The organism is Methylobacterium sp. ARG-1, assembly GCF_001262595.1.
GTDB classification, from domain to species: domain Bacteria; phylum Pseudomonadota; class Alphaproteobacteria; order Rhizobiales; family Beijerinckiaceae; genus Methylobacterium; species Methylobacterium brachiatum.
On sequence record NZ_LHCD01000004.1, the window covers coordinates 270,479 to 296,832 of the forward strand.

29 protein-coding genes and 1 pseudogene are annotated in these 26,354 nt (G+C 68.7%); 10 read left to right on the forward strand and 20 right to left on the reverse strand.

The window, feature by feature from the left end:
- Positions 1-42 precede the first annotated feature (42 nt).
- From AKJ13_RS07135 to AKJ13_RS07145, 3 genes are all read right to left on the reverse strand, one after another.
- On the reverse strand, positions 43-2,631 hold the full coding sequence (locus AKJ13_RS07135) for an RNA degradosome polyphosphate kinase (protein WP_050732721.1): 2,589 nt from the start codon (positions 2,629-2,631) through the stop codon (positions 43-45).
- 91 nt (positions 2,632-2,722) lie between these two features.
- A complete protein-coding gene (locus tag AKJ13_RS07140) occupies positions 2,723-3,433 on the reverse strand; it encodes a hypothetical protein (RefSeq protein ID WP_050732722.1) in 711 nt (236 codons plus the stop codon).
- A 20-nt stretch (positions 3,434-3,453) separates the two neighbouring features.
- Positions 3,454-4,584, reverse strand: a complete 1,131-nt coding sequence (locus tag AKJ13_RS07145; protein ID WP_050732723.1) for an AI-2E family transporter — start codon at positions 4,582-4,584, stop codon at positions 3,454-3,456.
- Between the two features lie 156 nt (positions 4,585-4,740).
- Between AKJ13_RS07145 and purM the strand changes: the two genes are divergently transcribed.
- The gene (gene purM / locus AKJ13_RS07150) at positions 4,741-5,808 is read left to right on the forward strand and encodes a phosphoribosylformylglycinamidine cyclo-ligase (protein ID WP_050732724.1); all 1,068 of its coding nucleotides are present in this window, start codon (positions 4,741-4,743) and stop codon (positions 5,806-5,808) included.
- Positions 5,808-6,458, forward strand: a complete 651-nt coding sequence (purN, locus tag AKJ13_RS07155; RefSeq protein WP_050732725.1) for a phosphoribosylglycinamide formyltransferase — start codon at positions 5,808-5,810, stop codon at positions 6,456-6,458. Before purM ends, purN begins: the two co-directional genes overlap by 1 nt.
- A 58-nt stretch (positions 6,459-6,516) precedes the next feature.
- On the opposite strand, the gene AKJ13_RS07160 is transcribed toward purN, so the two are convergent.
- Complete coding sequence (locus AKJ13_RS07160; RefSeq protein WP_050732726.1) at positions 6,517-6,882, reverse strand: hypothetical protein; 366 nt, start codon at positions 6,880-6,882, stop codon at positions 6,517-6,519.
- 168 nt (positions 6,883-7,050) lie between these two features.
- Positions 7,051-7,473: a nucleoside-diphosphate kinase gene (gene ndk, locus AKJ13_RS07165; protein ID WP_050732727.1), complete on the reverse strand. Its 423-nt coding sequence runs from the start codon at positions 7,471-7,473 to the stop codon at positions 7,051-7,053.
- A gap of 269 nt (positions 7,474-7,742) precedes the next feature.
- On the opposite strand from ndk, the gene AKJ13_RS07170 reads away from it, so the two are divergent.
- A complete protein-coding gene (locus AKJ13_RS07170) occupies positions 7,743-8,207 on the forward strand; it encodes a DUF2147 domain-containing protein (RefSeq protein ID WP_007564362.1) in 465 nt (154 codons plus the stop codon).
- A 3-nt stretch (positions 8,208-8,210) separates the two neighbouring features.
- Here the strand turns inward: AKJ13_RS07170 and AKJ13_RS07175 are convergent, their stop codons facing one another.
- On the reverse strand, positions 8,211-8,846 hold the full coding sequence (locus AKJ13_RS07175) for a glutathione S-transferase N-terminal domain-containing protein (RefSeq protein WP_050732728.1): 636 nt from the start codon (positions 8,844-8,846) through the stop codon (positions 8,211-8,213).
- Positions 8,847-9,082: 236 nt separating this feature from the next.
- Between AKJ13_RS07175 and AKJ13_RS07180 the strand changes: the two genes are divergently transcribed.
- The 5 genes from AKJ13_RS07180 to AKJ13_RS07200 all read left to right on the forward strand — a co-directional run bounded on the left by AKJ13_RS07180 (position 9,083) and on the right by AKJ13_RS07200 (position 13,372).
- A complete protein-coding gene (locus AKJ13_RS07180; protein ID WP_050732729.1) occupies positions 9,083-9,376 on the forward strand; it encodes a hypothetical protein in 294 nt (97 codons plus the stop codon).
- A gap of 119 nt (positions 9,377-9,495) precedes the next feature.
- A complete protein-coding gene (locus AKJ13_RS07185; protein ID WP_050732730.1) occupies positions 9,496-11,532 on the forward strand; it encodes an FUSC family protein in 2,037 nt (678 codons plus the stop codon).
- A 24-nt stretch (positions 11,533-11,556) separates the two neighbouring features.
- The gene (locus AKJ13_RS07190) at positions 11,557-11,751 is read left to right on the forward strand and encodes a DUF1656 domain-containing protein (protein WP_050732731.1); all 195 of its coding nucleotides are present in this window, start codon (positions 11,557-11,559) and stop codon (positions 11,749-11,751) included.
- A complete protein-coding gene (locus AKJ13_RS07195) occupies positions 11,752-12,807 on the forward strand; it encodes an HlyD family secretion protein (protein WP_050732732.1) in 1,056 nt (351 codons plus the stop codon).
- 79 nt (positions 12,808-12,886) lie between these two features.
- Positions 12,887-13,372 (forward strand): DUF3280 domain-containing protein, encoded by a 486-nt coding sequence (locus AKJ13_RS07200; RefSeq protein WP_050732733.1) that lies wholly within the window; start codon positions 12,887-12,889, stop codon positions 13,370-13,372.
- A gap of 525 nt (positions 13,373-13,897) precedes the next feature.
- On the opposite strand, the gene gatB is transcribed toward AKJ13_RS07200, so the two are convergent.
- From gatB to AKJ13_RS32210, 5 genes are all read right to left on the reverse strand, one after another.
- Complete coding sequence (gatB, locus tag AKJ13_RS07205) at positions 13,898-15,370, reverse strand: Asp-tRNA(Asn)/Glu-tRNA(Gln) amidotransferase subunit GatB (RefSeq protein ID WP_050732734.1); 1,473 nt, start codon at positions 15,368-15,370, stop codon at positions 13,898-13,900.
- A 229-nt stretch (positions 15,371-15,599) separates the two neighbouring features.
- Positions 15,600-15,899, reverse strand: coding sequence for a hypothetical protein (locus AKJ13_RS07210; protein WP_050732735.1), 300 nt, complete (start codon positions 15,897-15,899; stop codon positions 15,600-15,602).
- Positions 15,896-17,374 carry an Asp-tRNA(Asn)/Glu-tRNA(Gln) amidotransferase subunit GatA gene (gene gatA, locus AKJ13_RS07215; RefSeq protein WP_050732736.1) on the reverse strand — a complete coding sequence of 493 codons (1,479 nt, stop codon included), beginning with the start codon at positions 17,372-17,374 and terminating at the stop codon, positions 15,896-15,898. Before gatA ends, AKJ13_RS07210 begins: the two co-directional genes overlap by 4 nt.
- Positions 17,375-17,448: 74 nt before the next feature.
- Entirely contained in the window at positions 17,449-17,736 is a 288-nt protein-coding gene (gene gatC / locus AKJ13_RS07220; RefSeq protein ID WP_007564343.1) for an Asp-tRNA(Asn)/Glu-tRNA(Gln) amidotransferase subunit GatC, read from the reverse strand.
- Between the two features lie 136 nt (positions 17,737-17,872).
- Positions 17,873-18,013 (reverse strand): hypothetical protein, encoded by a 141-nt coding sequence (locus AKJ13_RS32210; RefSeq protein ID WP_165486560.1) that lies wholly within the window; start codon positions 18,011-18,013, stop codon positions 17,873-17,875.
- Between the two features lie 171 nt (positions 18,014-18,184).
- Here AKJ13_RS32210 and AKJ13_RS07230 point away from each other — a divergent pair, with 171 nt between their 5' ends.
- Positions 18,185-18,751: an SMI1/KNR4 family protein gene (locus AKJ13_RS07230; RefSeq protein ID WP_050732737.1), complete on the forward strand. Its 567-nt coding sequence runs from the start codon at positions 18,185-18,187 to the stop codon at positions 18,749-18,751.
- A gap of 9 nt (positions 18,752-18,760) precedes the next feature.
- The gene (gene ruvX, locus AKJ13_RS07235; protein WP_007564337.1) at positions 18,761-19,255 is read left to right on the forward strand and encodes a Holliday junction resolvase RuvX; all 495 of its coding nucleotides are present in this window, start codon (positions 18,761-18,763) and stop codon (positions 19,253-19,255) included.
- Here ruvX and dprA read toward each other — a convergent pair.
- The 9 genes and pseudogenes from dprA to hisB form a co-directional block, all read right to left on the reverse strand.
- Positions 19,245-20,447: a DNA-processing protein DprA gene (dprA, locus tag AKJ13_RS07240; RefSeq protein WP_050732738.1), complete on the reverse strand. Its 1,203-nt coding sequence runs from the start codon at positions 20,445-20,447 to the stop codon at positions 19,245-19,247. The genes ruvX and dprA overlap by 11 nt on opposite strands.
- 37 nt (positions 20,448-20,484) lie before the next feature.
- The gene (gene plsY, locus AKJ13_RS07245) at positions 20,485-21,090 is read right to left on the reverse strand and encodes a glycerol-3-phosphate 1-O-acyltransferase PlsY (RefSeq protein ID WP_050732739.1); all 606 of its coding nucleotides are present in this window, start codon (positions 21,088-21,090) and stop codon (positions 20,485-20,487) included.
- Complete coding sequence (locus AKJ13_RS07250) at positions 21,090-22,394, reverse strand: dihydroorotase (RefSeq protein ID WP_050732740.1); 1,305 nt, start codon at positions 22,392-22,394, stop codon at positions 21,090-21,092. Before AKJ13_RS07250 ends, plsY begins: the two co-directional genes overlap by 1 nt.
- A complete protein-coding gene (hisF, locus tag AKJ13_RS07255; RefSeq protein WP_050732741.1) occupies positions 22,391-23,194 on the reverse strand; it encodes an imidazole glycerol phosphate synthase subunit HisF in 804 nt (267 codons plus the stop codon). Before hisF ends, AKJ13_RS07250 begins: the two co-directional genes overlap by 4 nt.
- Positions 23,195-23,212: 18 nt before the next feature.
- Positions 23,213-23,605 (reverse strand): annotated as a pseudogene (locus AKJ13_RS32570) (DUF29 domain-containing protein); the annotation flags it as partial.
- 97 nt (positions 23,606-23,702) lie between these two features.
- Complete coding sequence (gene hisA, locus AKJ13_RS07265) at positions 23,703-24,446, reverse strand: 1-(5-phosphoribosyl)-5-[(5-phosphoribosylamino)methylideneamino]imidazole-4-carboxamide isomerase (RefSeq protein ID WP_050732742.1); 744 nt, start codon at positions 24,444-24,446, stop codon at positions 23,703-23,705.
- Between the two features lie 37 nt (positions 24,447-24,483).
- Positions 24,484-25,143 (reverse strand): imidazole glycerol phosphate synthase subunit HisH, encoded by a 660-nt coding sequence (gene hisH, locus AKJ13_RS07270; protein WP_050732743.1) that lies wholly within the window; start codon positions 25,141-25,143, stop codon positions 24,484-24,486.
- Positions 25,144-25,162: 19 nt separating this feature from the next.
- Positions 25,163-25,642 carry a DUF2628 domain-containing protein gene (locus AKJ13_RS07275; RefSeq protein ID WP_050732779.1) on the reverse strand — a complete coding sequence of 160 codons (480 nt, stop codon included), beginning with the start codon at positions 25,640-25,642 and terminating at the stop codon, positions 25,163-25,165.
- Between the two features lie 76 nt (positions 25,643-25,718).
- The gene (gene hisB / locus AKJ13_RS07280) at positions 25,719-26,306 is read right to left on the reverse strand and encodes an imidazoleglycerol-phosphate dehydratase HisB (RefSeq protein WP_050732744.1); all 588 of its coding nucleotides are present in this window, start codon (positions 26,304-26,306) and stop codon (positions 25,719-25,721) included.
- Positions 26,307-26,354: the final 48 nt, after the last annotated feature.

Here is a 26,354-nt window from a genome sequence, read left to right on the forward strand (position 1 = left end):
CTTGTGAAACCTGTCGAATTGCCTTCGCATGCGCCGGGGCACTTAGCCACGCTGCGCCCGGCGGCTCAGGGCCCGGGGGCTCGACTTCTTCGATGCTTTGCCGCGTCCGGAAAGACTCGGGTTCGTCATGAAGTACTTGTGCGCGTTGAACGGCTCCTCGCCCTCCGCGGGTTGGATCCGCTCGCAGCCGCCGGATGCGAGCAACCGCCAGCTTTGGCGGTTGTCCAAGAGATTGGCCAGCATGATCTGGTCGAGAACCTGCTGATGCACGGTCGGATTCGTGATCGGCAACAGCGCCTCGACCCGGCGGTCGAGGTTGCGGCTCATGAGGTCGGCCGACGAGATGTAGATCGTGGCCTTCGGGTGCGGCAGCCCGACGCCGTTTCCGAAGGCGTAGATCCGCCCGTGCTCCAAGAAGCGTCCGACGATCGACTTGACCCGGATCGTCTCCGAAAGGCCGGGAATGCCAGGTCTCAGGCAACAGATACCGCGCACGACGCAGTCGATCTGAACCCCGGCGGAGGACGCATCGTAGAGCGCGTCGATGATCTGCGCATCGACCAGGGAGTTGCACTTGATCCAGATGGCGGCCGGACGGCCCGCCTTGGCGTGGGCGATCTCCGCCTCGATGTTTTCCAGCAGCCGGTTCTTCAGCGTCAGCGGCGAGACCGCCATCCGCTCCAGCTCGGCCGGCTCGGCATAGCCGGTGATGAAGTTGAAGATCCGCGAGACGTCGCGCGCGATCGCCGGGTCCGCGGTGAAGAACGACAGGTCTGTGTAGATGCGGGCCGTGATCGGGTGGTAGTTTCCTGTGCCGACGTGGCAATAGGTGACGAGCTTGTCGCCCTCGCGCCGGACCACCAGCGACAGCTTGGCGTGCGTCTTCAACTCGACGAAGCCGAACACGACTTGCGCGCCCGCCTTCTCCAGGTTGCGCGCCCAGCGGATATTGGCCTCCTCGTCAAACCGCGCCTTCAGCTCGACGAGCGCGGTGACCGACTTGCCGAGTTCGGCGGCTTCGGCCAGCGCGGCGACGATCGGCGAGTTCGACGAGGTGCGATAGAGCGTCTGCTTGATCGCCACCACGTTCGGATCCCTGGCTGCCTGGGCCAGGAACTGCACCACCGAATCGAACGATTCGTAGGGGTGGTGGACGATGAAGTCCTTCTGCCGGATCGCCGCGAACACGTCGCCGCCGCTCTCGCGGATGCGTTCGGGAAAGCGGGGGTTGTACGGCTTGAACTTCAGGTCGGGCCGGTCGATCCCGACGATCTGCGACAGCTCGTTCAAGGCAAGCATGCCCTCGATCAGGAAGATCGCGTCCGCGGAGATCTCCAGCTCGTCGGCGACGAAGCTGCGCAGCTCCTCCGACATGCCGGCCTCGACCTCCAGACGGATCACCACGCCCCGGCGGCGCTGCTTCAGAGCGGTCTCGAAATGCAGGACGAGGTCCTCGGCCTCCTCCTCGATCTCCAGATCCGAATCGCGCACCACCCGGAACGCGCCGCTGCTCTTGACCAGGTAGCCCGGGAACAGCCGCCCGGTGAACATGCCGATCACCTGCTCGATCGAGATCAGGCGCGCGGCGGTCTCGCTCTCACTGGTGGGCAGCCGGACGAACCGGTCGATGACGCCGGGCACCCGGATCAGGGCGCGCAACAGCCGGCCGTCGCGCGGCCGCACCAGCATCAGCGCGATGGTGGTGCCGAGATTCGGGATGAACGGGAACGGGTGCGCCGGGTCGATTGCCAGCGGCGTCAGCACCGGCGAGACGTGGTTGAGGAAATACTCCTCCAGCCAGGCGGTCTGCTCGGACGTGAGGCCCGCGGGCTCGACGATCTCGATCTCGGAGGCCTGCAACTCCACGCGCAACTCGCGCCAGCGCGCCTGCTGATCGGCGGCGAGGCGCGACACCTCGATGCCGATACGGTTCAGCTGCTCGGACGGCGTGAGCCCGTCCTGCGACGGCAGAGTCAGCCCGGCCCGGACTTGGTCGATCAGGCCGGCCACCCGAACCATGAAGAACTCGTCCAGGTTGTTCGCCGAGATCGACAGGAAGCGCAGGCGCTCGAGCAGCGGATGGTTCGGGTTGGAGGCCTCTTCCAGCACCCGACGGTTGAACTGCAGCCAGGACAGCTCGCGGTTCACAAACCGCTCGGGCGAATGGCGCAGCGATCGTCCGGCTTCAACCACCGGTTCGCGGGCGGCGCTCACGGCCGGTTCCGCAGGCGCGGCGGCTGCGGCAGCGGGCCACTCGTCGGCAGTATCGACCGGCGCAGGTGCCGCCTCCCGGGACGCCGGCGCGGTATCGAGCGACGCGCTCTTGGGCGTTTCACTGGTCGTGCCCGCCTCCGGGGCAGCCGTGCTGGTGGCACCCGCGGACTTTGCGGCGGCGTTCGAAGCTGTGGCGCTCTTCGCGGATGGGGCCTTGGCAGCGTGCGCTCTGGTGGATGCCGTCCTGGGAGAAGCGCTCGGCGCGGCCGGGGCCGTTGCGCCCTGGTCGGCCGTGGTCCTGGCCGGGGCGCGCCTCACGGGGGCGCGGCGTTGCGGCGGATTGGTCGCGTCGGGCCGACGGGGCTCCGCGGCCTCTTCGGCGGCGTCGCGATCCATGGGCTTCTGCGTCGATTCCATTCCGATTCCTGTCCTTGCCCGTCGCGGCGCGTTTAGCATTCTACACCCGTAGCTTTCACGACGCTTTCGTGACGGCTACCGGTTTCCCTCGTTACGCCTCCGCGTCGGCCTCGTCGTCGAAGCCCATCCGACGGAGCACCGCCAGCGCCAGCGGTCGGCTGATCCGCCGGCCGCGCCCGAGCGCGTCCCGGTCGAGCTCCGCCACCAGGTCCCTGGCCCGGCCCAGAGAGCGGTCGATCCGCAACGCCAGCGCGTCGATCACGCTGAGATCGACCACCAGCTGGCGGTCCACGAACAGCTTGACCAAGACGGCGCGCAGCAGGGCGTCGTCCGGGGCCTCGATCGCGATGTTGGGCGCGAGACGCAGCCGCGAGCGCAGATCCGGCGTCGCGAGCCCCAGCGCGTCGATCCCGGCGGCGCTGGTCAGCAGCACCGGGCAGGCCAGCTCGCGGGCGCGGTTGAGCAGGTGGAACAGGGCGGCCTCGTCACGGCCGGCATCCCGGTCGATATCCTCGATCACCAGCGCCCCATTCGACACGAGGTGCTGGACCGTATCCGACCCGACTGCGCTCGCCGACGCGGTCCAGGCATGGGCCCGCTCGGCCCAGATCGCCGCCAGATGGCTCTTGCCGCTGCCCGACGGGCCGGTCAGCACGAGCACGCTGTCCGGCCAGTCCGGCCAGGCCTCGATCAGCGCGTAGGCCGCTTCGTTCGCCGGCCCGACCAGAAAGTCCTCGCGGCCGTAGCGAGGATCGAGCGGCAGGTCGAAGGCCAACTGCCGGGGGGGAACGTTCTCGCGCATGGGTTGCTCAGATGGGTCGGTCAGGATGACCGGGTACCGGTCGCCGTCAAGGTCCGGCCGGCCTCGTCGTTGAGGTCGATCAGCACCGGCTGCTCGGCATGGTACAGGCGGCTCTGGAGATACTGCGCCAGGGCGAAACGCACGAGCACGCCGATCGAGGCGGCCACCGGGACGGCCAGCAGCAGGCCGACGAAGCCGAACAGGGTCCCGAAGGCCAGCAGCGCGAACATCAGCCAGACCGGATGCAGGCCGGTGGATTCACCAACGAGCTTGGGCGCGATGACGTTGCCTTCGAGGAACTGGCCGATGAGGAACACGCCCACCGTCAGCCCGAGATGCAGCCAGTCCGAGGATGGCCAGAACTGCACCAGCGCGACGCCGACCGAGAGCAGGAAGCCGGTCAGCGTGCCGACATACGGGATGAAGGTCAGGAAGCCGGCGATCAGGCCGATCAGCACGCCGAAATTGAGCCCCACCAGCCAGAGTCCGACCGCGTAGAAGCTGCCGAGGATAAGGCAGACCAGCGTCTGGCCGCGCACGAAGCCGGTGATCGCACCGTCGATCTGCCGGGCGAGGTCGCGCACCGTGGCCCGGTGCCGGGGCGGTACCCAGCTATCCAGCGCGGCCATCATCCGGTCCCAGTCGACCAGGATGTAGAAGGCCACCACCGGGGTCACCACCAGCAGCGACGCGATCGAGATCAGAGCCTGGCTGCCGGACCAGATCGACTTGAGGAAGGCGAGCAACCAGGCGCCTCCCTGGCTCGCCAGGGTGCCCACCGAGGATTGCAACTCGGTCAGGACGTTGTCGCCACCGATCCGCTCCAGCAGCGGGCCGGCACGCTCGGCGATGATTCCCTGCAGCCGCGAGACCATGCCGGGCAGCGCGTTGACGAGTGCGGCCATCTGGTTGGCCGTCAGCGGGATCAGGATCAGCAGTGAGACGATCAGCGCGACCACGAACAGCGCCAGGATCAGGAGGCTCGCCGCCAGCCGGCCGAGCCCGAGGCGCTCCAGCCGATCGGCCAGCGGATCGAGCAGGTATGCGAGCGCGATGCCGGCCACGAAGGGCAACATGACCTCCCGCAGCAGGTAGACGAGGAGGCTCAGGGCGACGAGGGTCCCCAGCCCGATCACAGCCCGCGTCCGCATGATGTCGCCCCCTGACGCAACCTACGACGCCCTGTCGCAGAGTGGGCATCGGTCGTCTGCCGATCAAGACTCGCGATCAAGCCTTGACGCTGCCGACTCGCGCCGCGCGTTGGAAGCCGCTAAGGCGAATTCGATGATGACCGGGACGACGCTGGCATGACGGCCAAGGACGCACAGGGACTGACCTACGCGGAGGCGGGCGTCGATATCGACGCCGGTAACGCCATGGTCGAGACGATCAAGCCACTGGTGCGCTCGACGCGCCGGCCGGGGGCGGATGCCGAGATCGGCGGCTTCGGCGGCCTGTTCGATCTGAAGGCCGCGGGCTTCCGCGACCCGATCCTGGTGGCGGCCAATGACGGCGTCGGCACCAAGGTGAAGATCGCCATCGAGACCGGCCGGCACGACACGATCGGCATCGACTTGGTCGCGATGTGCGTCAACGATTTGGTGGTTCAGGGCGCCGAGCCGCTGTTCTTCTTGGATTACTACGCCACCGGCAAGCTGGTGCCGGGCGTCGGCGCCGACATCGTGCGCGGGATCGCCGAGGGCTGCCGGCAGGCGGGCTGCGCGCTGATCGGCGGTGAGACCGCCGAGATGCCGGGGCTCTACGACGGCTCCGATTACGATCTCGCCGGCTTCTCCGTGGGTGCCGCCGAGCGCGGCACGCTCCTGCCGAAACCCGGTATTCGCCCGGGGGATGTGGTGCTCGGCCTCCCCTCCTCCGGGGTCCATTCCAACGGCTTCTCGCTGGTCCGCCGGATCGTCGCCAAGACCGGCCTCGGCTGGGACGCGCCGGCGCCCTTCGACCCGTCGCGAAGCCTCGGCGATGCCCTCCTGGAGCCGACCCGGATCTACGTGAAACCCCTGCTGGCCGCGCTGGAGGCGACCGACGGCATCCGCGCGCTCGCCCACATCACCGGCGGCGGCTTCCCGGACAACCTGCCCCGTGTCCTGCCGGACGATGTCGGCATCGCCATCGACCTCGACGCCATCACTCCGCCCCCGGTGTTCGGCTGGCTCGCCCGCGAGGGCGGCGTCGCCGAGGCGGAGATGCTGCGGACCTTCAATTGCGGGATCGGCATGGTGGTGATCGCCGCCGCCGACGCGGTCGACGACGTCGACGAGGCCCTGACCCGGGCCGGCGAGGCACCGGTGCGCCTCGGCCGGATCACCGCGCGCGGGCCCGAGCCGGTGACGTTCAGCGGGCGCCTCGCGCTCTGATGGCGACCACGGGCAAGACTCGCGTCGCGGTCCTGATCTCGGGGCGCGGCTCGAACATGGTCGCGCTGATCGAGGCCGCGAAAGATCCCGCCTACCCGGCCGAGATCGTTCTGGTCCTGTCGAACCGGCCGGACGCCGCCGGTTTGGCGCGGGCGGCCGAGGCCGGGATTCCAGCACGCGCGATCGACCACAGAGCCTTCCCGGATCGCGCCAGCTTCGACGCCGCCCTCGATGCGGAGCTCCGGGCCGCCGATATCGACCTCGTTTGCCTGGCTGGCTTCATGCGAATCTTCACGCCCGGCTTCGTAGCCGGCTGGGCGGGGCGGATGCTCAACATCCATCCCTCGCTGCTGCCCCTGTTCAAGGGCACGCACACGCACGCACAGGCGCTCGAGGCCGGCGTGCGGCTCCATGGCTGCACGGTGCATTTCGTGGTGCCGGAGCTCGATGCCGGGCCGATCGTGGCGCAGGCCGCGATCCCGGTGCGCCAGGGCGACGATCCCGACAGCCTCGCCGAGAGGGTGATCGTCCAGGAGCGCCGGCTCTATCCGGCGGTGCTGGCCCTGGTGGCCGGCGGACGCGCCCGCCTGGATGGCGACCGCGTCGTCATCGCCGACGCGGCACCGGACGGGGTGCTGTTCAGTTTGTAACGGGGGTTCCGAAGGGACAAGTCCCCTCGGCAGGGTCCGGGGCAGCGCCCCGAAATGATCAGATCGGCCGCTGCAGCTTGCAGCTGTCCAGCGCCGCAAGCGCCTTGGAGCGGGCGGAATCGTTGAAGTAACCGGTGGCCCGGTAGGCTTCGATCTCGGACTCGTCGAGGCTGCGCAGGGTCTGCTTGGCGTAGCAGCCGCACGGACGCTCCAGGGACGCCTCGGGGGCGCTGGTCAGCCGGGCCTGAACGACGGTGCAAGCGTGGCGCACGCGGCCCTCGAGATTGCCCTTCGTGGCGGTCTTGAGCGCCGGATCCGGCTCGTACTGCTGGAACGGGGCCGGGGATCCGCCCGCGAGAGCGGCAGTGGCGCCGAACGCGATCAGGCCGGTCGCGATCAGCAGGGGCAGGCGGCGCATCGTCATGGTCTTGGGGGTCCGGGCTGAGGTTCAAATAACCTTGGCCGTTGGACGCCGCCGGGCGCCGATCCGTCAATGGCGGACCGGACACACAGGGCGGCATTCACCCTGCCGCGGGGGCGCCGTATCAGGATGGCGGAACGGTGTGCCCGGCCCGCCACCCCGGCATCGGCCTCAGGCGGCGATGTCGGAATCCTTGAAGAACTGCGCGATCTCGATCTTGGCGTTCTCGGCGCTGTCCGAGCCATGCACGGTGTTCTCGCCGACCGACTCGGCGAACCGCTTGCGGATGGTGCCCTCGGCGGCCTGAGCCGGGTTCGTGGCGCCCATGACTTCACGGTACTTGGCGACAGCGTTCTCGCCCTCGAGCACCTGCACCACCACGGGGCCCGAGGTCATGAAGCTCACGAGTTCACCGAAGAACGGACGCTCCTTGTGGACCTCGTAGAACTTCTCGGCCTGCTCCTTGGTCATGCGGATGCGGCGCTGGGCGACGATGCGCAGGCCCGCCTCCTCGATCACCGCGTTCACGGCGCCGGTCAGGTTGCGCCGGGTGGCATCGGGCTTGAGGATCGAGAAGGTGCGCTCGGTGGCCATGGTCTGTCCGGTCTGTCTGTGGAAAAGGCGGAGGGTGCGCGCCGGGCTGCCGGGCGCATCTCAGGCGCGAAAATTTCGCTTCGGCGGCAGGCTTATAGCGGGCGCCCTACCGGGCCTCAAGCTGCGCGCGTTCGCGCTATGAAACAAGCCTGGCCGTGGCTCTGCCGCAACACCGCCGAAAAATCGCCTGATTGCGACGGCTCAGTCGCCGCAAGCCGATTTCGTCAGCCTCTCAGGCGCCCTCGGTGCCCAAATCTCGGAGACGAACCATGCGCCTCGCCCTGTCCGCCACCCTGCTGCTCGCCGGCCTCTCCACCGCCTCCGCCGATACCGGGAAGGATCCGTCCGGCACCTGGCTCACCGGAGATGGCCGCGCCAAGATCCGGATCGACCGGTGCGGCCCGGGCCAGAAGCTTGTCTGCGGCAAGGTCGTGTGGCTCAAGGCGCCGACCGCGGAGAACGGCGCCGCCAAGACGGATCTGAAGAACCCGGATCCGAAGAAGCGCAACCGCCCGGTGATCGGCCTGCAGCTCATCGACGGCTTGAAGCCCGACGAGGAGAAGTTCACCGGCGAACTCTACAACATCGAAGAAGGCAAGGTTTACACTGTCAGCCTGGAGCGTGAGAGCGAGGCCGAGCTCAGCGTCTCGGGCTGCATGCTCAAAGTGCTGTGCGGGTCCCAGACCTGGACCCGCGTGCCGGACGTGAACCAGCAGGCCGCCAACAAGAACTGAGGCTCAGATCGCCGCGAGGCCGCGCTGGACGGCCGGCCTCGCCAAAACGGTCTCGAGCCAGCGCGCGACGTTCGGCAGGGCGGCGATGTCGACGCCCTGCTTGAAGTTCAGCTTCGCCCAGGTCACCGTCGCGATGTCGGCGATGGAATACGCGCCTGCCAGGTAGTCCCGTCCTTCGAGCCGGCGCTCCAGCACCCCGTAGAGCCGGTTGGCCTCGGCGGTGAAGCGCTCGATGGCGTAGGGGACCTTCTCGGGCGCGTAGATCTTAAAATGGTGCGTCTGGCCGAGCATCGGGCCGAACCCCGCTACCTGCCAGAACAGCCACTCGTCCACCGCCACCCGGGCGCGCTCGTCCGCCGGGTAGAACTGGCCGGTCTTGCGACCCAGATATTGCAGGATCGCGCCCGATTCGAACACCGTGATCGGCTCTCCGCCCGGGCCGTCCGGATCAACGATCGCCGGAATCTTGTTGTTCGGCGAGATGGCCAGAAAATCCGGCGCGAACTGTTCGTTCTTGCCGATATTGACCGGGACAACCCGGTACGGCAGCCCGCACTCCTCGAGCATCACCGGGATCTTCCAGCCGTTCGGCGTGCTCCAGGTATGGACGTCGATCGGCCGCCCCGACACCGCTGCCATAATCTACCTGCTCCTCGACCGATCACACGGCGGCGCGGCGATCCCCCGCCGATCTCGGACAATCCCGGCAGTGAAGACGATTTCCCGGCCGCGCTCAAGGGCGGCGCGCGAGCGCGGCTCACGTTTTGGAGAGCGAGCCCCAGACCTGTTGGCGAAAACCGCCACGCTCTTGTCTAAAGCGCGACCGTGCGGCGAGACTGCGGCGCGGAATCGTTGTGATACCGGGGGGATTCTCGATGATCGACCGTCTTGTGCGGATCGCGGTGCTGAGCGCGCCGCTCTTCATGGTTCAGCCGCTCCTTGCCAAGGAGGCGCCGGCGAGTGCTCCGTCCACCAGCGAGGCACCAGCGGCCAAGGAGCCGGCTGCGAAGGCGCCGAGCGCCGGGCAGAGCGCGGCACGGGAGCGGCAGAAGAAATGCGGGGCCGAGTGGCGTGCGCTCACCGATGCTCAGAAGAGTGCTCAGGGACCCAAGTGGCCGCAATTCTGGAGCAGCTGCAACAAGCGCTTGAAAGGCGGCGATAAAGCCTGACTTCCACGCGAACCGCCGCGCTTCTCGTTCGTTGCTGGATTTGTATCGAGCAGGAACGGGACCCGTTGCGAAGATGGCGGATCGGCGGGGGTCTCGGCCGTTGATGGGTCTCTTGCGGCATGTCTGAGACATCCGCCGCGAACGGGCCGGCGCTCCCCGCCCCGGCTTTCGATCGTCTGCTCGACTTTTTCGACGCTTGGGTGCCCAAGCCGGCGGCCTGGGCTTTCGCCCTGCGCATCTGGATCGCCATGATGCTGGCGCTCGCTGCGGCCTTCTGGCTGCAGCTCGACAGCGCCTCGTCGGCGGCAACCTGCGTGGCGATCCTCGCGCAACCGAAGCGCGGGCAGGCAATCTCGAAGGCCGTCTACCGCCTCCTCGGCACGCTGATCGGCGCCGCTGTGTCGATCGTGTTCATGGCGCTGTTCGGGCAGGACCGGGTCCTGCTGCTGGTCTCGTTCACGACCTGGCTCGGCCTGTGCGTGTTCACCGCGCAATACCTCCAGGATACGCGCGCCTACGGCGCGATGCTGTCGGGCTACACGGTGGCGATCATCGCGCTGGGCCAGATCGATGAGCCGCAGGGCACTTTCGACGCAGCGGTCTCCCGCGTCGCCGTGATCGTGCTGGGCATCATCGTGATCACCTTCATCAACGATGCCCTCGTTTCTCCGAGCACGTGGCGGACCTTGCTTCCGCAACTCCGAAAGGCCTGGGACGACACGCGTGCCTACGCGCGCGAGACCCTCACCAACGGTGATCTCGGCGCGTCCCGCACCGCCGCGCTGATCCGGACGATCGCGCCGCTGCGGCCGGACGCCAACGCGATCGCCGGGGAGCTCGACGACGGCCCCTGGCGGGCCGCGGGAGCGCGCAGCTGCATCGCGGCTTTCTACGTCTTCGCGGCGGCGATCCGTGCGGTCGCGGCGGCGGCCGCCTGTCTGCCCACCCGCAGCCCTGCGGTCGAGGAGGCGCTTCAGATCTGCCACCGCGTCGCCGAGGATCCCGATTCCGAGACCCTCGAACGCGACGACGAACGCCTGCGCGCCCTTGTCGATGACGCCATCCGCGACGGCGACCGGCCTCTCGACGAGGTCATCGTCCTCCAGCGCGCCCTCGACGTGGTCTGTGCGGCGGCCTTCGCGCAGGACGGCATCCGGGCGGTGGCCGACGGCCATCGGCCGCTTCGGGACGCGGCCCTGCCGACACATCGGGATTTTCCGGTCGCCCTGCGCGGGGCCCTGCGGGTCGCGATCGGCTTCGCGATCACCGCCGCCGCCTTCGTAGCGCTCGGCCTGCCGGAAGCGTCCTTCGCGCTGGTGCAGGTCGCCGCGACCGCCGCTCTGTCCTCCACCACGCCCGATCCGAAGAAATTCGCCAACGGCGTCGTGATCGGCATGACGCTGGCGGCGACCTTCGCGGGCGTCGCCCGGTTCGTGTTCCTCGACGGGGTCCAGGGCTTCCCGATGCTCGCCCTCGTGATGGCGCCGGTGATCTTCTTCGGCTGTTTCCTGTCGCTGAACCCGAAGACCTTCGGTGTCGGCTTCATCGTGATCGTGTTCTTTCCGGTGCTGCTGGGCCCGTCCAATCCGCAGAGCTACGATGCGCAGAGCTTCCTGCTGAACGCGTTCCTCGTCGTGGTGGCCGCCACCATCCTGTCCATCGTGGTGCGCCTGGTGCTGCCGATCACGCGCGAGCGTCAGCGCGTCTATGCCCTCGATTCGGCGCAGCGCGCCCTGGCCGATGCCCTGGTCGGCGAGGGTGGCGACGCGACGACGCGCACCAGTCTGAACGCCGACCGGTTGCTCCAGTTTGCCGGCTACAGCTCCGGAAGCGGCGCCGTGCGCCGGGCCAGCCTCTCGCATGCCTTCGCGCTGGCGCGCCTGGAGGCGGCGGCCGCCCGGGCCCATGCCGAGCTTCGGCGGCTCTGGTCGGTGGTTCCGCTGCGCGAAGCGATCCAGCGAGCCGGCGCCGGGCTGGCCGCCGGCGATGATCGTGTGCTCGAGACCGGTGCGCGGGATCTCATCCGGGCCGCGTCACAGCAGGACCGGATTGTGCGGCTCACCACGGCGCGGGCTGCCAGCGACCTGGTGACGGCAGCCCGTACCATCGCGCGCCATCGACGCTTCTTGCGTCGGCTCGGCATCGCACGCTTCTGACGCTGAGGTTGGGTCGGGACCGGCATGTACGAGGATATCCATATCGGCGGGGTGCTGATCTCCTCGTTCGTCGCCTATGCGCTTGTCGCCTTCGTCATCCTCATCTGCCTGCGGTGGTTCTTCGCCCGCATTCGCTTCAGCCGTTACGTCGCCAACGCCCCACTGGCCGAGGCCGGCATCTACGTCTGTGTCCTCGCCCTCCTGATTGCGTTCATCTAGATGCCCGCCACAACCGCCGATGAGGACGATCCCAAGGCTGCCTCCCGCACGGACGCGCGGAGACAGGCCGATCCGCCGCGCCTGACCGCGCGCCGGGGCCGCACGGCGAAGATCGTTCGCCTGGCTGCCACCGGGGTGATCCTGCTCGTCGCCTTCGTGGCGGCCGTGTTCGTCTGGAACTTCTACGTGGTGGCGCCGTGGACCCGGGACGGCCGGGTGCGCGTGCAGGTCGCCAACATCGCCCCGCAGGTGTCCGGGCAGATCGTCGACCTGCGGGTCCAGGACAACCAGTTCGTCCACAAGGGCGACCTACTCTACGTCATCGACCCGGTGGATTTCGAGGTCGCGGTCACATCGGCGGACGCCGAGGTGAAGAATCGCGAGGCCGACCTTCAGGTCAAGAATGCGCAATCGGCCCGCCGCCAGGCGCTCACCACCGTCTCCACATCGGTGGAGGAGAAGCAGCAGTTCGCCGGTACCGCCAAAATCGCCGAGGCGTCCCTGGAAAGCGCCCAGGCGCAGCTGCGCCAGGCCAAGGTCAATCTCGAGCGCACGCAGGTGAAATCCACGGTCAACGGCCGCGTCACCAACCTGCTGATGCGCGTCGGCGACTACGCCCGCACCGGCACCTCGAACATCAGCGTCGTCGATACGGATTCGTTCTGGATCGACGGCTATTTCGAGGAGACGAAGATGGCCAACGTCCATGTCGGAGACGCCGCTGACATCAAGCTGATGGGCTACGCGCCGCACCTGACCGGGACGGTCGAGAGCATCACGCTGGGCATCTCGACGGCCAACGCCGCCGCCAGCACCCAGGGGCTGCCGGATGTGAACCCAGTCTATACCTGGGTGCGGCTCGCCCAGCGCGTGCCGGTGCGCGTCCGGATCGACCACAAGCCCGACGACGTGCCGCTGGTGGCCGGCATGACCGCTACCGTGGTGGTCGGCACCGGCCGCGCGCCACTGCCGACATGGTTCATGGATCTGCGCGATCGGGTGGCTGGCCCGACCGCCAGCCCTGCCGGTGGGCAGGCCGAAGCCGATCGGCGCTGATCGGGGCCGCCGGGACATCGCCGCGCCTTGCCGCGTTGGCCCTCAACGGCGCCGCCTGCGCGCCGATGAGGAGACGCCCATGTTCCGGACCGCTTTCTGCGCGGCCGCCCTGTTGCTCGCGGCCGGCCCTGCTGTCGCCGCTCCCGAGAAGGCCGCGGTGTTCGATTTCCAGTTCTCCAACCTCTCGCCGGTGCCGGGCGACGAGGCCGACCGGGCGCGGCTCGACCGCACCAGCGCCCAGCTGCGCGAACTTCTGGCGAAGAAGGGCCTGTTCGAGATCGTGCCGACCGACCCGGTGAAAGAGGAGGTCGCAAAGAGCGCGGATCTGCGTCGCTGCAACGGCTGCGCCGAGGATTTCGCGCGCAAGCTCGGCGCCGACGTGGCGATCACCGGCGAGGTTCAGAAGGTGTCCAACCTGATCCTGAACCTCAATGTCTATGTCAAACAGCTCTCTGGCAAAGTCCCGGAGAAGGCCTACAGCGTCGACATGCGCGGCGACACCGACGAATCCTTCGCGCGCGGGATCCGGTTTCTGGTCGAGAACAACATGGGTGCCGGCAAGTAGAGCGCGGCCGACCCGGACGGGCGCAAGCTAATTTTTGCGCTGCCGTACGCGCCGCCATAAGTGTTTGATCCGGCGACGCTGCGCTGCGGTGACGCCGGACGAAAGCAGAGAAAAGCGAGCGTGGCCGGAAATTCCGTGTTGACGCGACTCCGAAGCCGGCGCAGTCTTCGGATGTGTTCAGCGACAGCGGACACGGGCCGGATCAATAGTTCAGCGCAGCAGGCATGTGCTGGTGTTGAGCGGTCATCCGAAGCTGGAGGAGACAGGCATGACTCCACCGCAGCGTGACGCCGCTGAGACGGTTCAGGGACAGGTTCGGCCCGGAACCTAGCGGCATTGAACGAACAACCGGACGGAAGGCAGCTCCAGGGGCGCAGAAGCGGCCGATACGGCACGTCTTCGAAGACGCGAAAGGCCCCACCTCAAGCTGCTGCCGCTACGGTTTCTTATGTCAGGACCCGCTCTGCCATCACCCGCCCGGCTGTGCCGCGGCGGGATGTCATCGTGCCGCGATCCGAACGCGGGTCAGGCAATCCCGAGCTTCGCCTTGAGCAACGCGTTGACCGCCGCCGGATTGGCCTTGCCGCCGGTGGCCTTCATGGTCTGGCCGACGAACCATCCGAGCAGGGTCGGCTTCTCCTTCGCCTGGGCGACTTTGTCGGGGTTGGCCGCGATGATCTGGTCGATGGCGGCCTCGATGGCGCCGGTATCGGTCACCTGCTTCATGCCGCGGCTGTCGACGATGGCGCGCGGGTCGCCCCCCTCGGTCCAGACGATCTCGAACAGATCCTTGGCGATCTTGCCGGAGATCACGCCCTCGCCGATCAGGTCGACGATCGCGCCGAGTTGGTCGGCGGAAACCGGCGTCGATTCGATCGAGAGGCCTTCCTTGTTCAGGCGCCCGAACAGCTCGTTGATCACCCAGTTGGCCGCGGCCTTGCCGTCACGGCCCTTGGCCACCGCCTCGTAGTAGTCGGCTGAGGCCCGCTCGGCCACGAGCACGCCGGCATCGTAGGGCGAGAGGCCGTAATCCTTGACGAATCGCGCCTTCTTCGCGTCCGGCAGCTCCGGCAGGCCGGCCGCCAGAGCGTCGACATAGGCTTGGTCGAACTCGAGCGGCAGCAGGTCGGGATCGGGGAAGTAGCGGTAATCGTGCGCCTCTTCCTTGGAGCGCATCGAGCGGGTCTCGCCCTTGCCAGGGTCGAACAGCCGAGTCTCCTGGTCGATCTTCCCACCATCCTCCAGGATCGCGATCTGGCGGCGCGCCTCGGTCTCGATCGCCTGGCCGATGAAGCGGATGGAGTTGACGTTCTTGATCTCGCAGCGGGTGCCGAGCGGCTCGCCGGGGCGGCGCACCGAGACGTTCACGTCGGCGCGCAGCGAGCCCTTCTCCATGTCGCCGTCGCAGGTGCCGAGATAGCGCAGGATCGTGCGCAGCTTGGTCACGTAGGCCTTGGCCTCTTCCGATGAGCGCAGATCCGGCCGGGAGACGATCTCCATCAGCGCCACGCCCGAGCGGTTGAGGTCGACGAAGCTCTTGGTCGGATCCTGGTCGTGCAGCGACTTGCCGGCATCCTGCTCCAGATGCAGGCGCTCGATGCCGACGGTGATCGACGTGCCGTCGGCCATGTCGACCAGCACCTCGCCCTCGCCGACGATCGGGTCCTTGTACTGCGAGATCTGGTAGCCCTGCGGCAGGTCCGGGTAGAAGTAGTTCTTCCGGTCGAAGACCGAACGCAGGTTGATTTGGGCCTTCAGGCCGAGTCCGGTGCGCACAGCCTGGGCGACGCATTCGGCGTTGATCACCGGCAGCATGCCCGGCATCGCGGCATCGACCAGCGAGACGTGGTCGTTCGGCTCAGCCCCGAACTCGGTGGAAGCGCCGGAGAACAGCTTGGCACGGCTGGAGACCTGGGCATGGACCTCCATGCCGACGATCACCTCCCAGTCGTGCAGGCCGCCCTTGATGAGTTTTTTGGGATCGACAGGTGCGTTCATGGTCGTCCGGGCCGGAATGTGATGCGGTCTCCGCACGATCCGATCCACAACCTCATCCTGAGGTGCTGCGCAGCAGCCTCGAAGGAGGGCTCCAGGGACCGCGCGGAGCCTGGAGGGCTCCTTCGAGGCCCACTGACGCGGTCACCTCAGGATGAGGTCGTGGGTGGGATCGCGGCGTGTGCCGCGTTCCTACTCTTGAAAGACACTTACGGGTCGCCCCGCGCAAGAATCAAGCGCGCCGGGCGATAGCCCGCCGGGCGCCGTAGCCGAAGATCGCCCAGAGCAGGGCGGCGACGGCGCGCACCGGGAAGAAGGTTGGGCCGTCATGGGTGATCGGGGCCGGCCAGGGGATCCCGGCCGCGCTCACCGCCCAGGAGAACAGCACCGAGAAGCCGAGCGCTGCGATCGCCGCGATGAACACCTTGCCGAACTGGCTGGCGGTCCAGCCGAGATAGACCGCCACCAAGATCAGCGCCGGATCGAACGCGGCCCAGATCCAGACCGTCCAGGGATAGAACGGGACCGTCATGCCCACCAGGGCTCGGGCAGCACCGTCCGGCCTGCGGCCTCCTCGATCGCCTGGGCGACCGCGAACAGCGTCTCCTCGTCGAACGGCCTGCCGATCAGCTGGAGGCCGAGCGGCAGGCCCTGCCCGTCGATGCCGGCCGGGACCGCGATGCCGGGAAGGCCGGCCATGTTCACCGTCACGGTGAACACGTCGTTGAGGTACATCTCCACCGGGTCGGCCGAGGCCTTCTCGCCGATCCCGAAGGCGGAGGACGGCGTCGCCGGGGTGAGAATCGCGTCGACGCCCGCCGCATAGGCCTGCTCGAAATCGCGCTTGATCAGCGTGCGGATCTTCTGGGCGCGCACGTAATAGGCGTCGTAATAGCCGGCCGAGAGCACGTAGGTGCCGATCATGATCCGGCGCTTGACCTCGCGGCCGAAGCCGGCGGCGCGGGTGTTCTCGTACATCCCGGCGATGTCCTTGCCGGGCACGCGCAGGCCGTAGCGGACGCCGTCGTAGCGGGCGAGGTTCGAGGAGGCCTCTGCCGGAGCGACGATGTAATAGGCCGGCAGCGCCGAGGAGGTGTGCGGCAGCGAGATCTCCTTGATCGTCGCGCCGGCCGCCTTAAGCCAGGCGGCGCCGTCGTCCCAGAGCTTCTGGATCTCAACCGGCATGCCGTCGACCCGGTACTCTTTAGGGATGCCGATGGTCAGCCCCTTCACGCCGCGGGAGACCGCAGCCTCGAAATCCGGCACCGGAAGGTCGACGCAGGTCGTGTCGCGGGCATCCGGGCCGGCCATGGAGCCGAGCAGGATCGCGCAGTCGCGCACCGTGCGGGCGATCGGGCCAGCCTGGTCGAGGGAGGAGGCGAAGGCTACCGTGCCCCAGCGCGAGCAACGGCCGTAGGTCGGCTTGATCCCGACCGTGCCGGTAAAGGCGGCGGGCTGGCGGATCGAGCCGCCGGTATCGGTGGCGGTGGCGCCTAGGCACAGCCGCGCGGCGACCGCCGCGGCCGAGCCGCCCGACGAGCCGCCCGGCACCAGCTGCGCGTCCGAGCCCTTGCGCCGCCACGGCGATACGACGTTGCCATAGGCGCTGGTCTCGTTGGACGAGCCCATGGCGAACTCATCGAGATTGAGCTTGCCCAGCATCACCGCGCCGTCGCGCCACAGATTGGCCGAGACGGCGGATTCGTAATGCGGCACGAAGGTCTCGAGGATCTTCGAGCCGGCGGTGGTGGTGACGCCGTCGGTGCAGAACAGATCCTTGATCCCGAGCGGGATGCCTTCCAGCGGGCGGGCGTCGCCGGCGCCGATCTTCTTGTCCGCTTCGTCCGCCATCTTGAGCGCGTGATCGGGCGTCTCGCGAATGTACGCGTTCAGCACGCGGGCCTTGGCCATCGCGTCGAGATGCGCCTGGGTCAGCTCGCGGGCCGAGATCCGCTTCGCCTTGAGGGCGTCGCGCGCCTCGGCCAGGGTAAGTTCGTTCGGATCCACGCTGTTCACGTCCTCGCGCGCGCCGCCGCGCGCATGCCGCCAGAATTCATGCTTCGCCGAAGGCCGGAAGCAGCCTACTCGACGACCTTCGGAACCAGGAAGTAATTGTCTTCGGTTTCGGGGGCGTTGGCGACCACGTCGGCGGCGCGGCCGCCCTCGGTGACCACGTCCTCGCGCTTCTTCATCGCCATCGGGGTGACCGAGGTCATCGGCTCGACGCCGGACACGTCCACCGCGCCGAGTTGCTCGACGAAGGCCAGGATGGCGTTCAGCTCACCCTGCAGCGGACCGACCTCGTCGTCGGTGACTGCGATCCGCGCCAGATGCGCGATGCGCCGAACCGTCTTCTCGTCGACCGACATGCCGTCCCGTTCGTCCCTGCCCGGGAGGCATCCCCGGCGCCGGGCCGGGCTATAGCACTGCGCTTCGACGCGCCGCAACGCGGGCGGTGGTCTGCGTGGCCGTGCCGTGGGAAGAGATCCGGTCGGACCGGGGGGATCAGGTCACCACGTGGTTCGGCGTCACCGACATCTCGATCGTGATCCCGGCCTGACGTGCCGGCCGGAAGACGGATTGCGAGACGCCGAAGACCAGAACTTCGAAGGCCAGGACCAACATCCAGCACTGCTTGCGGGTCATAGGCTGCTTGCGGCGGGAGGGGCGCGGGGCGCTCGGCTGGCCTATCGTCGGCATGGCGATACCCAAAACGTGGATTAACGAAATCTTAACCTACCTATTCGCGAACGGATCCGGGTGCATCTGGGTCGATCTGCGGAGAGCGTTAACGCTGTGGACGAGGGAGCGGGTTTGATGTGGGAGCAGGTGTTCACGAGCCTGTCGCCAGGCTTTCTGACACAGCCGGAGGATCTCGACCGCGCCGCCGCGGAGCTCGGCTTCCCCCTGCCCGCCTCCTACCGGAGCTTCTGCGAGACCTGCGGCATCGGCCTGGCGGCCGAGCAGTTCCGGATCGCCGTGCCGGCTCCGTTCGAGGCCAGCGATCTTGCGACTCAGGCCGGGGTGATCGCCGTCAGCGTGGGCAACGCGGTGGCGATGCTGGAGGGTGACGGCGAGCCGCACCGCTTCGATGTCGAGGACGGCGACCCGGCGGTAATCGAGCGCGCCTGCTTCTTCGGCGCGGGCGAGGATGGCAGCTTCCTGTTCTGGGATGTGTCCGGAGCGACTGACGAATACGACATCTGGCTGCTCGCCCCCGATCTCGAGACCGTGCGTTTCGGCGGCGAGAACTTGGCCGATTTCTTCGACCGCGTGACCCGACCCTCCGCCGCCATCGTCCTGGGTCCGGGCGCGACACCCCTCCCGGCCCGGTTTGACGGGATCGCGGAGGCAACGCTGGCGCGGGGCGCCGGGCTGGCGTAGGGCCAAGCCATGAATTTCGACGAGATCCGTACCTTCGCGGCCGCCTCACGGGGCGGCGCGCGCCTGATCGGGGTCGATCTCGGCACCAAGACGATCGGGCTCGCCCTGTCGGATCTGGGCCGGCAGATCGCGACGCCGCTCGAGACTATCCGCCGGGTCAAGTTCACCCCCGATGCCCAGCGCCTTGCCGCGCTCTGCCGGCAGCACGCGGTCGGCGGTCTGGTGATCGGCCTGCCGCTGAACATGGATGGCAGCGAGGGGCCTCGCGTTCAGTCGACCCGCGCCTTCGTGCGCAACCTGAAGCCGATCATCGACATCCCGCACGTCTTCTTCGACGAGCGCCTGTCCACCGCTGTCGTGACCCGGGCGCTGATCGAGGCGGATGCGTCCCGGGCGCGGCGGGGCCAGCTCGTGGACAAGCTCGCCGCCGCCTACATCCTGCAGGGTTGCCTCGACGTGATGCGCAACCTCGCCGATTCCGACGCGGACCCCGTCAGCGACTGACCAGCGAGACCGCGCCGCTGCCGTGCCGCTCGAGGCGACCGTCGAGCTCCAGCTCCAGCAGCACGGTCTGCACCACGCGGGCGCCGACGCCGGCACTGCGCGCGAGTTCGTCGGTGCCGACCGGGCTTGGCCCCAGCAGGGCGATGATCTTTTGCCGGTCGTCCGCGGGCTCGTCCGGCTCGACGACCGGGGCGTCGAAGGCGAGATCAGGGTCTGCGCCACCGTTCAGCAGGCTCGCCTGTCCCTCCAGATCGATCTCGTCCCAGAAATCCGGCTGCTCGGCGAGGTCGGGCCGTTGCCGCGCGGGGGCGGCGTCCGGATCGGGGCCGCGCTCGATGATCGGGCCGATCACGTCGAGGACGTGATGCACGTCGGCCACCAGGGTTGCCCCCTGGCGGATCAGGTCGTTGGTGCCCTCGGCCCGCGGATCCAGGGGCGAGCCCGGGACCGCGAAGACCTCGCGATTCTGCTCCAGGGCGTAGCGCGCCGTGATCAGGGAGCCGGACCGACGCGCCGCCTCCACGACGATCGTACCGTAGGCCAAGCCGGAAATGATCCGGTTGCGCCGGGGGAAGTCGCGGCCGCGCGCCTCCCAGCCCATCGGCATCTCGGCCAGGACCGCCCCGCCCTCCCCTAGGATCGCCTCCACCAGACCGACATGGCTCGCCGGGTAGATCCGATCCTGGCCGCCGGCCATGACGGCAATGGTGCCGGTCTGCAGGGTGGCTTTGTGCGCCCGCGCATCGATCCCGCGGGCGAGGCCCGACACGACGACAAGTCCGGCTTCCCCAAGGCCCCGGGCCAGCCGCTCCGTGAAGGCGAGCCCGGCGGTGGAGGCGTTGCGCGATCCCACCAGCGCCACCGAAGGCCGGTTCAGGATCTGTGGCGCGCCGCGCAGGGCGATGAGCGGCGGAGCCGCGTCGGTGAGCTGGAGCAGACGGGGATACGTCGCTTCCCCGGTGGCAAGCAGGCATCCGCCGAGGCGCGCGAGGGCAGCGATTTCGTCCTCGGCCTGCGCCCGGCTGAACGGCGCGATGCGCCGGCCCTGACGACGGCTCAAATCCGGCAGCGCCTCAAGGGCTGCGGCCGCACCGCCGAACCGGTTGATCAGGGAGCGGAAACTGCGCGGGCCAATGCCCTCGGTCCGGATCAGGCGCAGCCAGTCGAGGCGCTGCGCATCGGTGAGCTGCATGACGCACCCCCGGAATCACGCCATCAGGCGCGTACGCTCAGCCTTTCTGGCCGATGCGCCCCTCGGTGCCGGCCGCGAGTCGCCGGATGTTGGGAGCGTGCTTCCACCATAACAGCACGCCGAGCAGCAGGAACAGCGCAGCTTGCGTCGGCGCGCCGAGTGCCCACAGCACCAGCGGCGTTGCCGCGGAGGCCGCCAGGGCGGCGAGCGACGAGTATTTCAGCGCGAAGGCGAGGCCGAGCCAGATCACCGCGAAGGCGGCCAGCGCCGGCGGGCTGAACGCCAGCAGCACGCCGATGAAGGTCGCGACTCCCTTGCCGCCCTTGAAGCCGAGCCAGACCGGGAAGAGATGGCCGAGGAAGGCCCCGAGCCCCGCGGCCAGCGCCGGGCCTTCGCCGCCGAGTTGACGGGCGATCAGCACGGCGGCCGTCCCCTTCAGGGCGTCGCCCAGCAGGGTTGCAGCGGCGAGACCCTTTCGACCGGTGCGCAGCACGTTGGTCGCGCCGATATTGCCGGAGCCGATCGCCCGGACGTCGCCGAGACCGGCGAAGCGCGTGAGAATCAGACCGAACGGGATCGAGCCCAGGGCGTAGCCGAGGCCCAGGCCGCCGAGGGCCGCCGGCGTCGCGAGATCGGCCAGCATCAGGCCGCCGCCGCGAGATCGTCGATCGCGTGCACGATCCGCCCGGAAACCAGGGTGAGCACCGCGGCCCCCTGGAGGCGCGCTTCATCAAAGGGCGAGTTCTTCGAGCGCGACTTCAGCCGACGCTTGTCGAGCACGTAAGGCAAGTCGGGATCGATCAGCACGAGGTCGGCCGGCGCGCCGACTGCCAATCGGCCGGCCTCGCGCCCGAGGATCCGGGCCGGGTTCACGGTCAGCGCCGCGATCAGCTTGTTGAGCGTGAGGTCGCCGGTATGGACCAACCGTAGGGACGCGCCGAGCAGGGTCTCGATCCCGAGCGCGCCGTCGGCGGCTTCCGCGAAGGGCAGGCGCTTCGTCTCCACATCCTGCGGATTGTGATCCGAGACGACCACGTCGATCACGCCCTCGTCGAGCGCCCGGACCATGGCGTGCCGGTCGGCCTCGTCGCGGAGCGGCGGCGAGAGCCGGCAGAAGGTGCGGTAATGGCCGATATCGTTCTCGTTCAACACGAGGTTGTTGACCGAGACGCCGCAGGTCACCGGCAACCCGTCCTGCTTGGCCCGGCGCACGATCTCCACCGAATCGGCGGTCGAGATCATCGCCGCGTGGTAGCGGGCGCCGGTCAGCCGGACGAGGCGGATGTCGCGCTCCAGCATCACGGTCTCGGCCTCGCGGGGGATGCCCATCAGCCCGAGGCGCGAGGCGAGCTCGCCCTCGTTCATCACCCCCTCGGCGACGAGGTCGGCATCCTCGACATGCTGCATCAGCAGGGCGTCGAAATCCCGGGCGTAAGTCAGGGCGCGGCGCATCACCTGGGCATTCGCCACGGCGTGCAGCCCGTCGGTAAAGGCCACCGCGCCGGCCTCCTGGAGCAGGCCGAACTCGGTCATCTCCTTGCCGGCCAGGCCCTTGGTGATAGCGGCAGCGGGCAGGACATGGACGCACGCGGTATCGCGGGCGCGGCGGAGTACGAAGTCGACGATCGCCGGGCCGTCAATCACCGGGTTGGTGTCGGGCATGCAGACCAGGGTCGTGACGCCGCCCGCCGCCGCCGCGGCACTGGCCGAGGCCAGGGTCTCGCGATGCTCGGCCCCCGGCTCGCCCACGAAGGCGCGCATGTCGATCAGTCCCGGGGTCAGGATTCTTCCGCGGCAGTCGATCCGGGCGGCGTCCGCCGGGGCTCCGGGCGCGCCGCCCTCGGCGATGTCGGCGATGCGGCCGTCCTGCACCAGCACGGCACCGCGCGTCTCGCGCCCCGTCGCCGGATCGAGGAGGGCCGCGTTGGCGAGAAGAATGCTGGTCACAGGGGCGCCCTCGCGGATGATGCCGGGCCGTCGAGACGCATCGCGAGGCCGGCAGCCGCCATATGGGCCTTGGCCTCGGCGACGCTCGCCTGCCCGAAATGGAAGATCGATGCGGCCAGCACGGCGCTCGCCCCGCCCTGGGCCACGCCGGCCACGAGGTCGTCGAGGCCGCCAACCCCGCCCGAGGCGATCACCGGCACGGTCACGGCATCGCTGATCGCCCGCGTGAGGGCCAAGTCGTAGCCGGAACGGGTGCCGTCCTTATCCATGGACGTAACCAGCAGCTCTCCGGCGCCCTTCTCGGCGACCAGGCGGGCGAAGGCTAAGGCGTCGATCCCGGTCGGGTCGCGACCGCCATGGGTGAAGATCTCCCACCGGGCGGGCTCGCCGGGACCGGAGACCCGCTTGGCGTCGATCGCTACCACGATGCACTGCGCGCCGAATTTTTCCGCCGCCCGGGCGACGAGGTCCGGGTCCTTTACGGCCGCGGTGTTGATCGCGACCTTGTCGGCGCCGGCGAGCAGCAGCGCGCGCACGTCCTCGACGGTGCGGACGCCGCCGCCGACCGTGAGCGGCATGAAGCAGGCCTCGGCGGTGCGGCTGACGATATCGAGCAGCGTGCCCCGGGCCTCGCGGCTCGCGGTGATATCGAGGAAGCAGAGCTCGTCGGCGCCGGCGGCGTCGTAGACCTTCGCCGCCTCCACCGGATCGCCGGCATCGCGCAGCCCCTCGAAGCGGACGCCCTTCACGACGCGACCGTCCTTCACGTCGAGGCAGGGGATGATGCGGGTTTTGAGCACGAGCCCTCGGCGGTCCGATCAGGATTCGGGATCGATCGCGAACGGACGATCCATGATGTCCTGATACGTGTACGGGCAGGCTTCTGGGAAGTGCCTCAACGCCAGGCCTGTGGCGTCCGCGGCTTCGTGGCGGGCAGAGCGATAGGCCCGCTCGACAGCGTCGCTCAACCGGTTCCTTAGACTCGGGCTGTCTTGCAGTCCGTCGGAGACGTGATTCCGCTGCACCGCGATCTGGATCGCCTCGCATCGGTTCTGCAAACCGGGGCGGCGATCGATCGTAAGCATGGTCATCAGTAAACCCCGCAGAGCATCAACCAAGCTCCCGAACTAAGTCCGGCCTAAGCTCTCGATGTCATCCGCGAGGTTCGCACAGTCGAGCCCCGCGACATCGCCCGCCCGCAGGCGGGCGCCCTGCTCCTGTGTTCAGATGTAAAAGTCGTCTCGGTAAGCCGTTCCGCGGCAGGCCATCGAAGCCTCCGAGTCGAGGTCCTACGATCGGAAAAGCCTATCACGCCGCCGGGCCGTGCGCCCGCGCGATGGCGGCGAGCGCCGCTTGCGGGTCGATGCGGCCGTCATAGAGGGCCCGTCCGGTGATGGCGCCGGCGATGAGGGCGCAATCGGGCTGGAGCAGCCGGTGCACGTCGTCGATGGAGGCGAGACCTCCCGACGCGATCACCGGGATGCGCACGGCCTGGGCCAGCGCCAGGGTCATCTCGACGTTGAGACCCTTCAGGATGCCGTCGCGGGCGATGTCGGTGTAGATGATCGCCGCGACGCCGGCATCCTCGAAGCGGCGGCCGAGCTCCTCGGCGGTCATGCTGGAGGTCTGCGCCCAGCCCTCGACGGCCACCCGCCCGTCCTTGGCGTCAATGCCCACTGCGATTTTGCCGGGATGCAGGCGCGCCGCCTCGCGGACGAAGGCGGGATCGCGCACCGCGGCCGTGCCGATGATCACCCGGGCGACGCCCTTGGCAAGCCAGCCCTCCAGCGTCTTCATCTCGCGGATGCCGCCGCCGAGCTGCACCGGGATGCCGACCCGGGCCAGGATCGCGTCGACTGCGGCGGCGTTGCGCGGCACGCCCGCGAAGGCGCCGTCCAGATCGACCACGTGGAGCCAGGGAAAGCCCTGCTCCTCGAAGGTCGCGGCCTGCGCGGCCGGATCGTCGCCGAAGATCTTGGCCTGCGCCATGTCCCCCTGCACGAGGCGGACGCAGCGTCCCTCCTTCAGGTCGATCGCCGGGTACAGGATCACGAGTGCTGTCTTCCTTCTCACTGAAACCGGAGCGCGTTCAGGGGCGCCAGTTCAGAAAATTCGCGATGAGCGCCAGGCCGAGGCGCTGACTCTTCTCGGGGTGGAACTGTGTGCCGGCGACGTTGCCGCGGGCGACCATTGCGGTGACGGGACCGCCGTAATCGGCCTGAGCCACAACATCCTCCGGGCATTCCGCGGCGAGGGCGAAGCTGTGCACGAAATAGGCGTGCAGGCCGTCCTCACCCGTGGGAATGCCAGCGAGCAACGCGTGGTCGTGCGCCGTCCGCAGGGTGTTCCAGCCCATGTGGGGAATCTTGAGCGCCGGGTCGGACGGACGGATCGGCTCGACATCGCCCGGGATCCAGCCGAGACCGGGCGTCGTCTCGTATTCCAGCCCGCGGCTCGCAAGCAGCTGCATGCCGACGCAGATTCCGAGGAACGGTCGGCCGGCGACCTGCGCCACCTCGGTCATGGCCTCGACCATGCCGGGGACGGAATCGAGCCCGCGCCGGCAATCCGCGTAGGCGCCGACGCCCGGCAGCACGACGCGGTCGGCAGTGGCTACGACGGCCGGGTCTGAGGTCAGGCAGATGCGCGTGTCGCGCCCGGCCTCACGGGCTGCGCGCTCGAACGCCTTGGCGGCCGAATGGAGGTTGCCCGACCCGTAATCGATGATCGCGACCGTCTCGGTGCTCATGGGCGTCTCGACCTGCCACTCACCGGGCGATTTCCTGGGCGGGGAACAGGCCGATCACCGGCTCGGTGCGACGGGTCGGGCCGGCCGGGAACGGCGGGCGAGGTGCCGGCGCGGTGGCGTCGAGCCAGCGGCCCAGCGCCTTGGCCTCGGCTTCCTCGGCGGTGGCGGCCATCACAGCGTCCCGCGCCGGCCATCCCCGGCGCGCCAGGGTCCAGCGGCGCAGGCTCGACGCTTCGAGGCCGATCAGCCAGGAGGCCAGCAGGGTCACGAGGGTGGCAATACCCGGGGGCAGCCCGAGGGCATGACCGAGGCCGGCGAGCGCCATCAGGCCGGCGAGCACGATCAGCGCCGCGATCCAGAGGCGGTGATAGAGGAACCACAGCAGGCTGAACGCGAAGGCCGGCCAGGAGAATCCATCCCGCACGAGCACCGCCCGCTCCAGGCCGATGGACTCACCCGGCCGCGCATCGGCCGGCAGGTGGAGCGTGTAGCTGCGCATCCGCATCGCGGAACTCCCGGTGAGAGCGTTCGCCGACGGCCGGAACGACCATTCGGGAGCGCGACGAAACCTTGGTCTACAGGGAGCCCTTCGTGGAGGGAACGCGCCCCTCCTCGCGGGGGTCGATCGCCACCGCCTTCCGCAAGGCGCGGGCCAGCCCCTTGAAGCAGCTCTCTGCGATGTGGTGCGCGTTGTCGCCGTACAGGGTCTCGACGTGCAGCGTCAGCCCGGCATTCATCGCGAAGGCCTGGAACCACTCGCGCACCAGTTCGGTGTCGAACTGGCCGATCTTCTCGACCCGGAAGGTTGTGCGGAACACCAGGAACGGCCGGCCCGAGATATCGACGCAGACCCGGGTCAGCGCCTCGTCCATCGGCAGGTGGATGTCGGCGTAGCGCGTCACCCCGCGCTTGTCGCCGAGCGCCTTGGCGAAGGCCTGGCCCAGCGCGATGCCGCAATCCTCGGCCGAGTGGTGCTGGTCGATATGCAGGTCGCCGTCGACCTTGACCTCGAGGTCGAACAGGCTGTGCCGGGCTAACAGATCGAGCATATGGTCGAGGAAACCGATGCCGGTGGCGATCTTCGATTGCCCGGTCCCGTCGAGGCCGACGCTGACCGCGATATCGGTCTCGGCGGTCTTCCGGCTAATGGAGGCGCTGCGCATCTTGTTTCGGACTTCGCGTCGGGGCCGGCCAGGGGCCGCGAGCGCGTT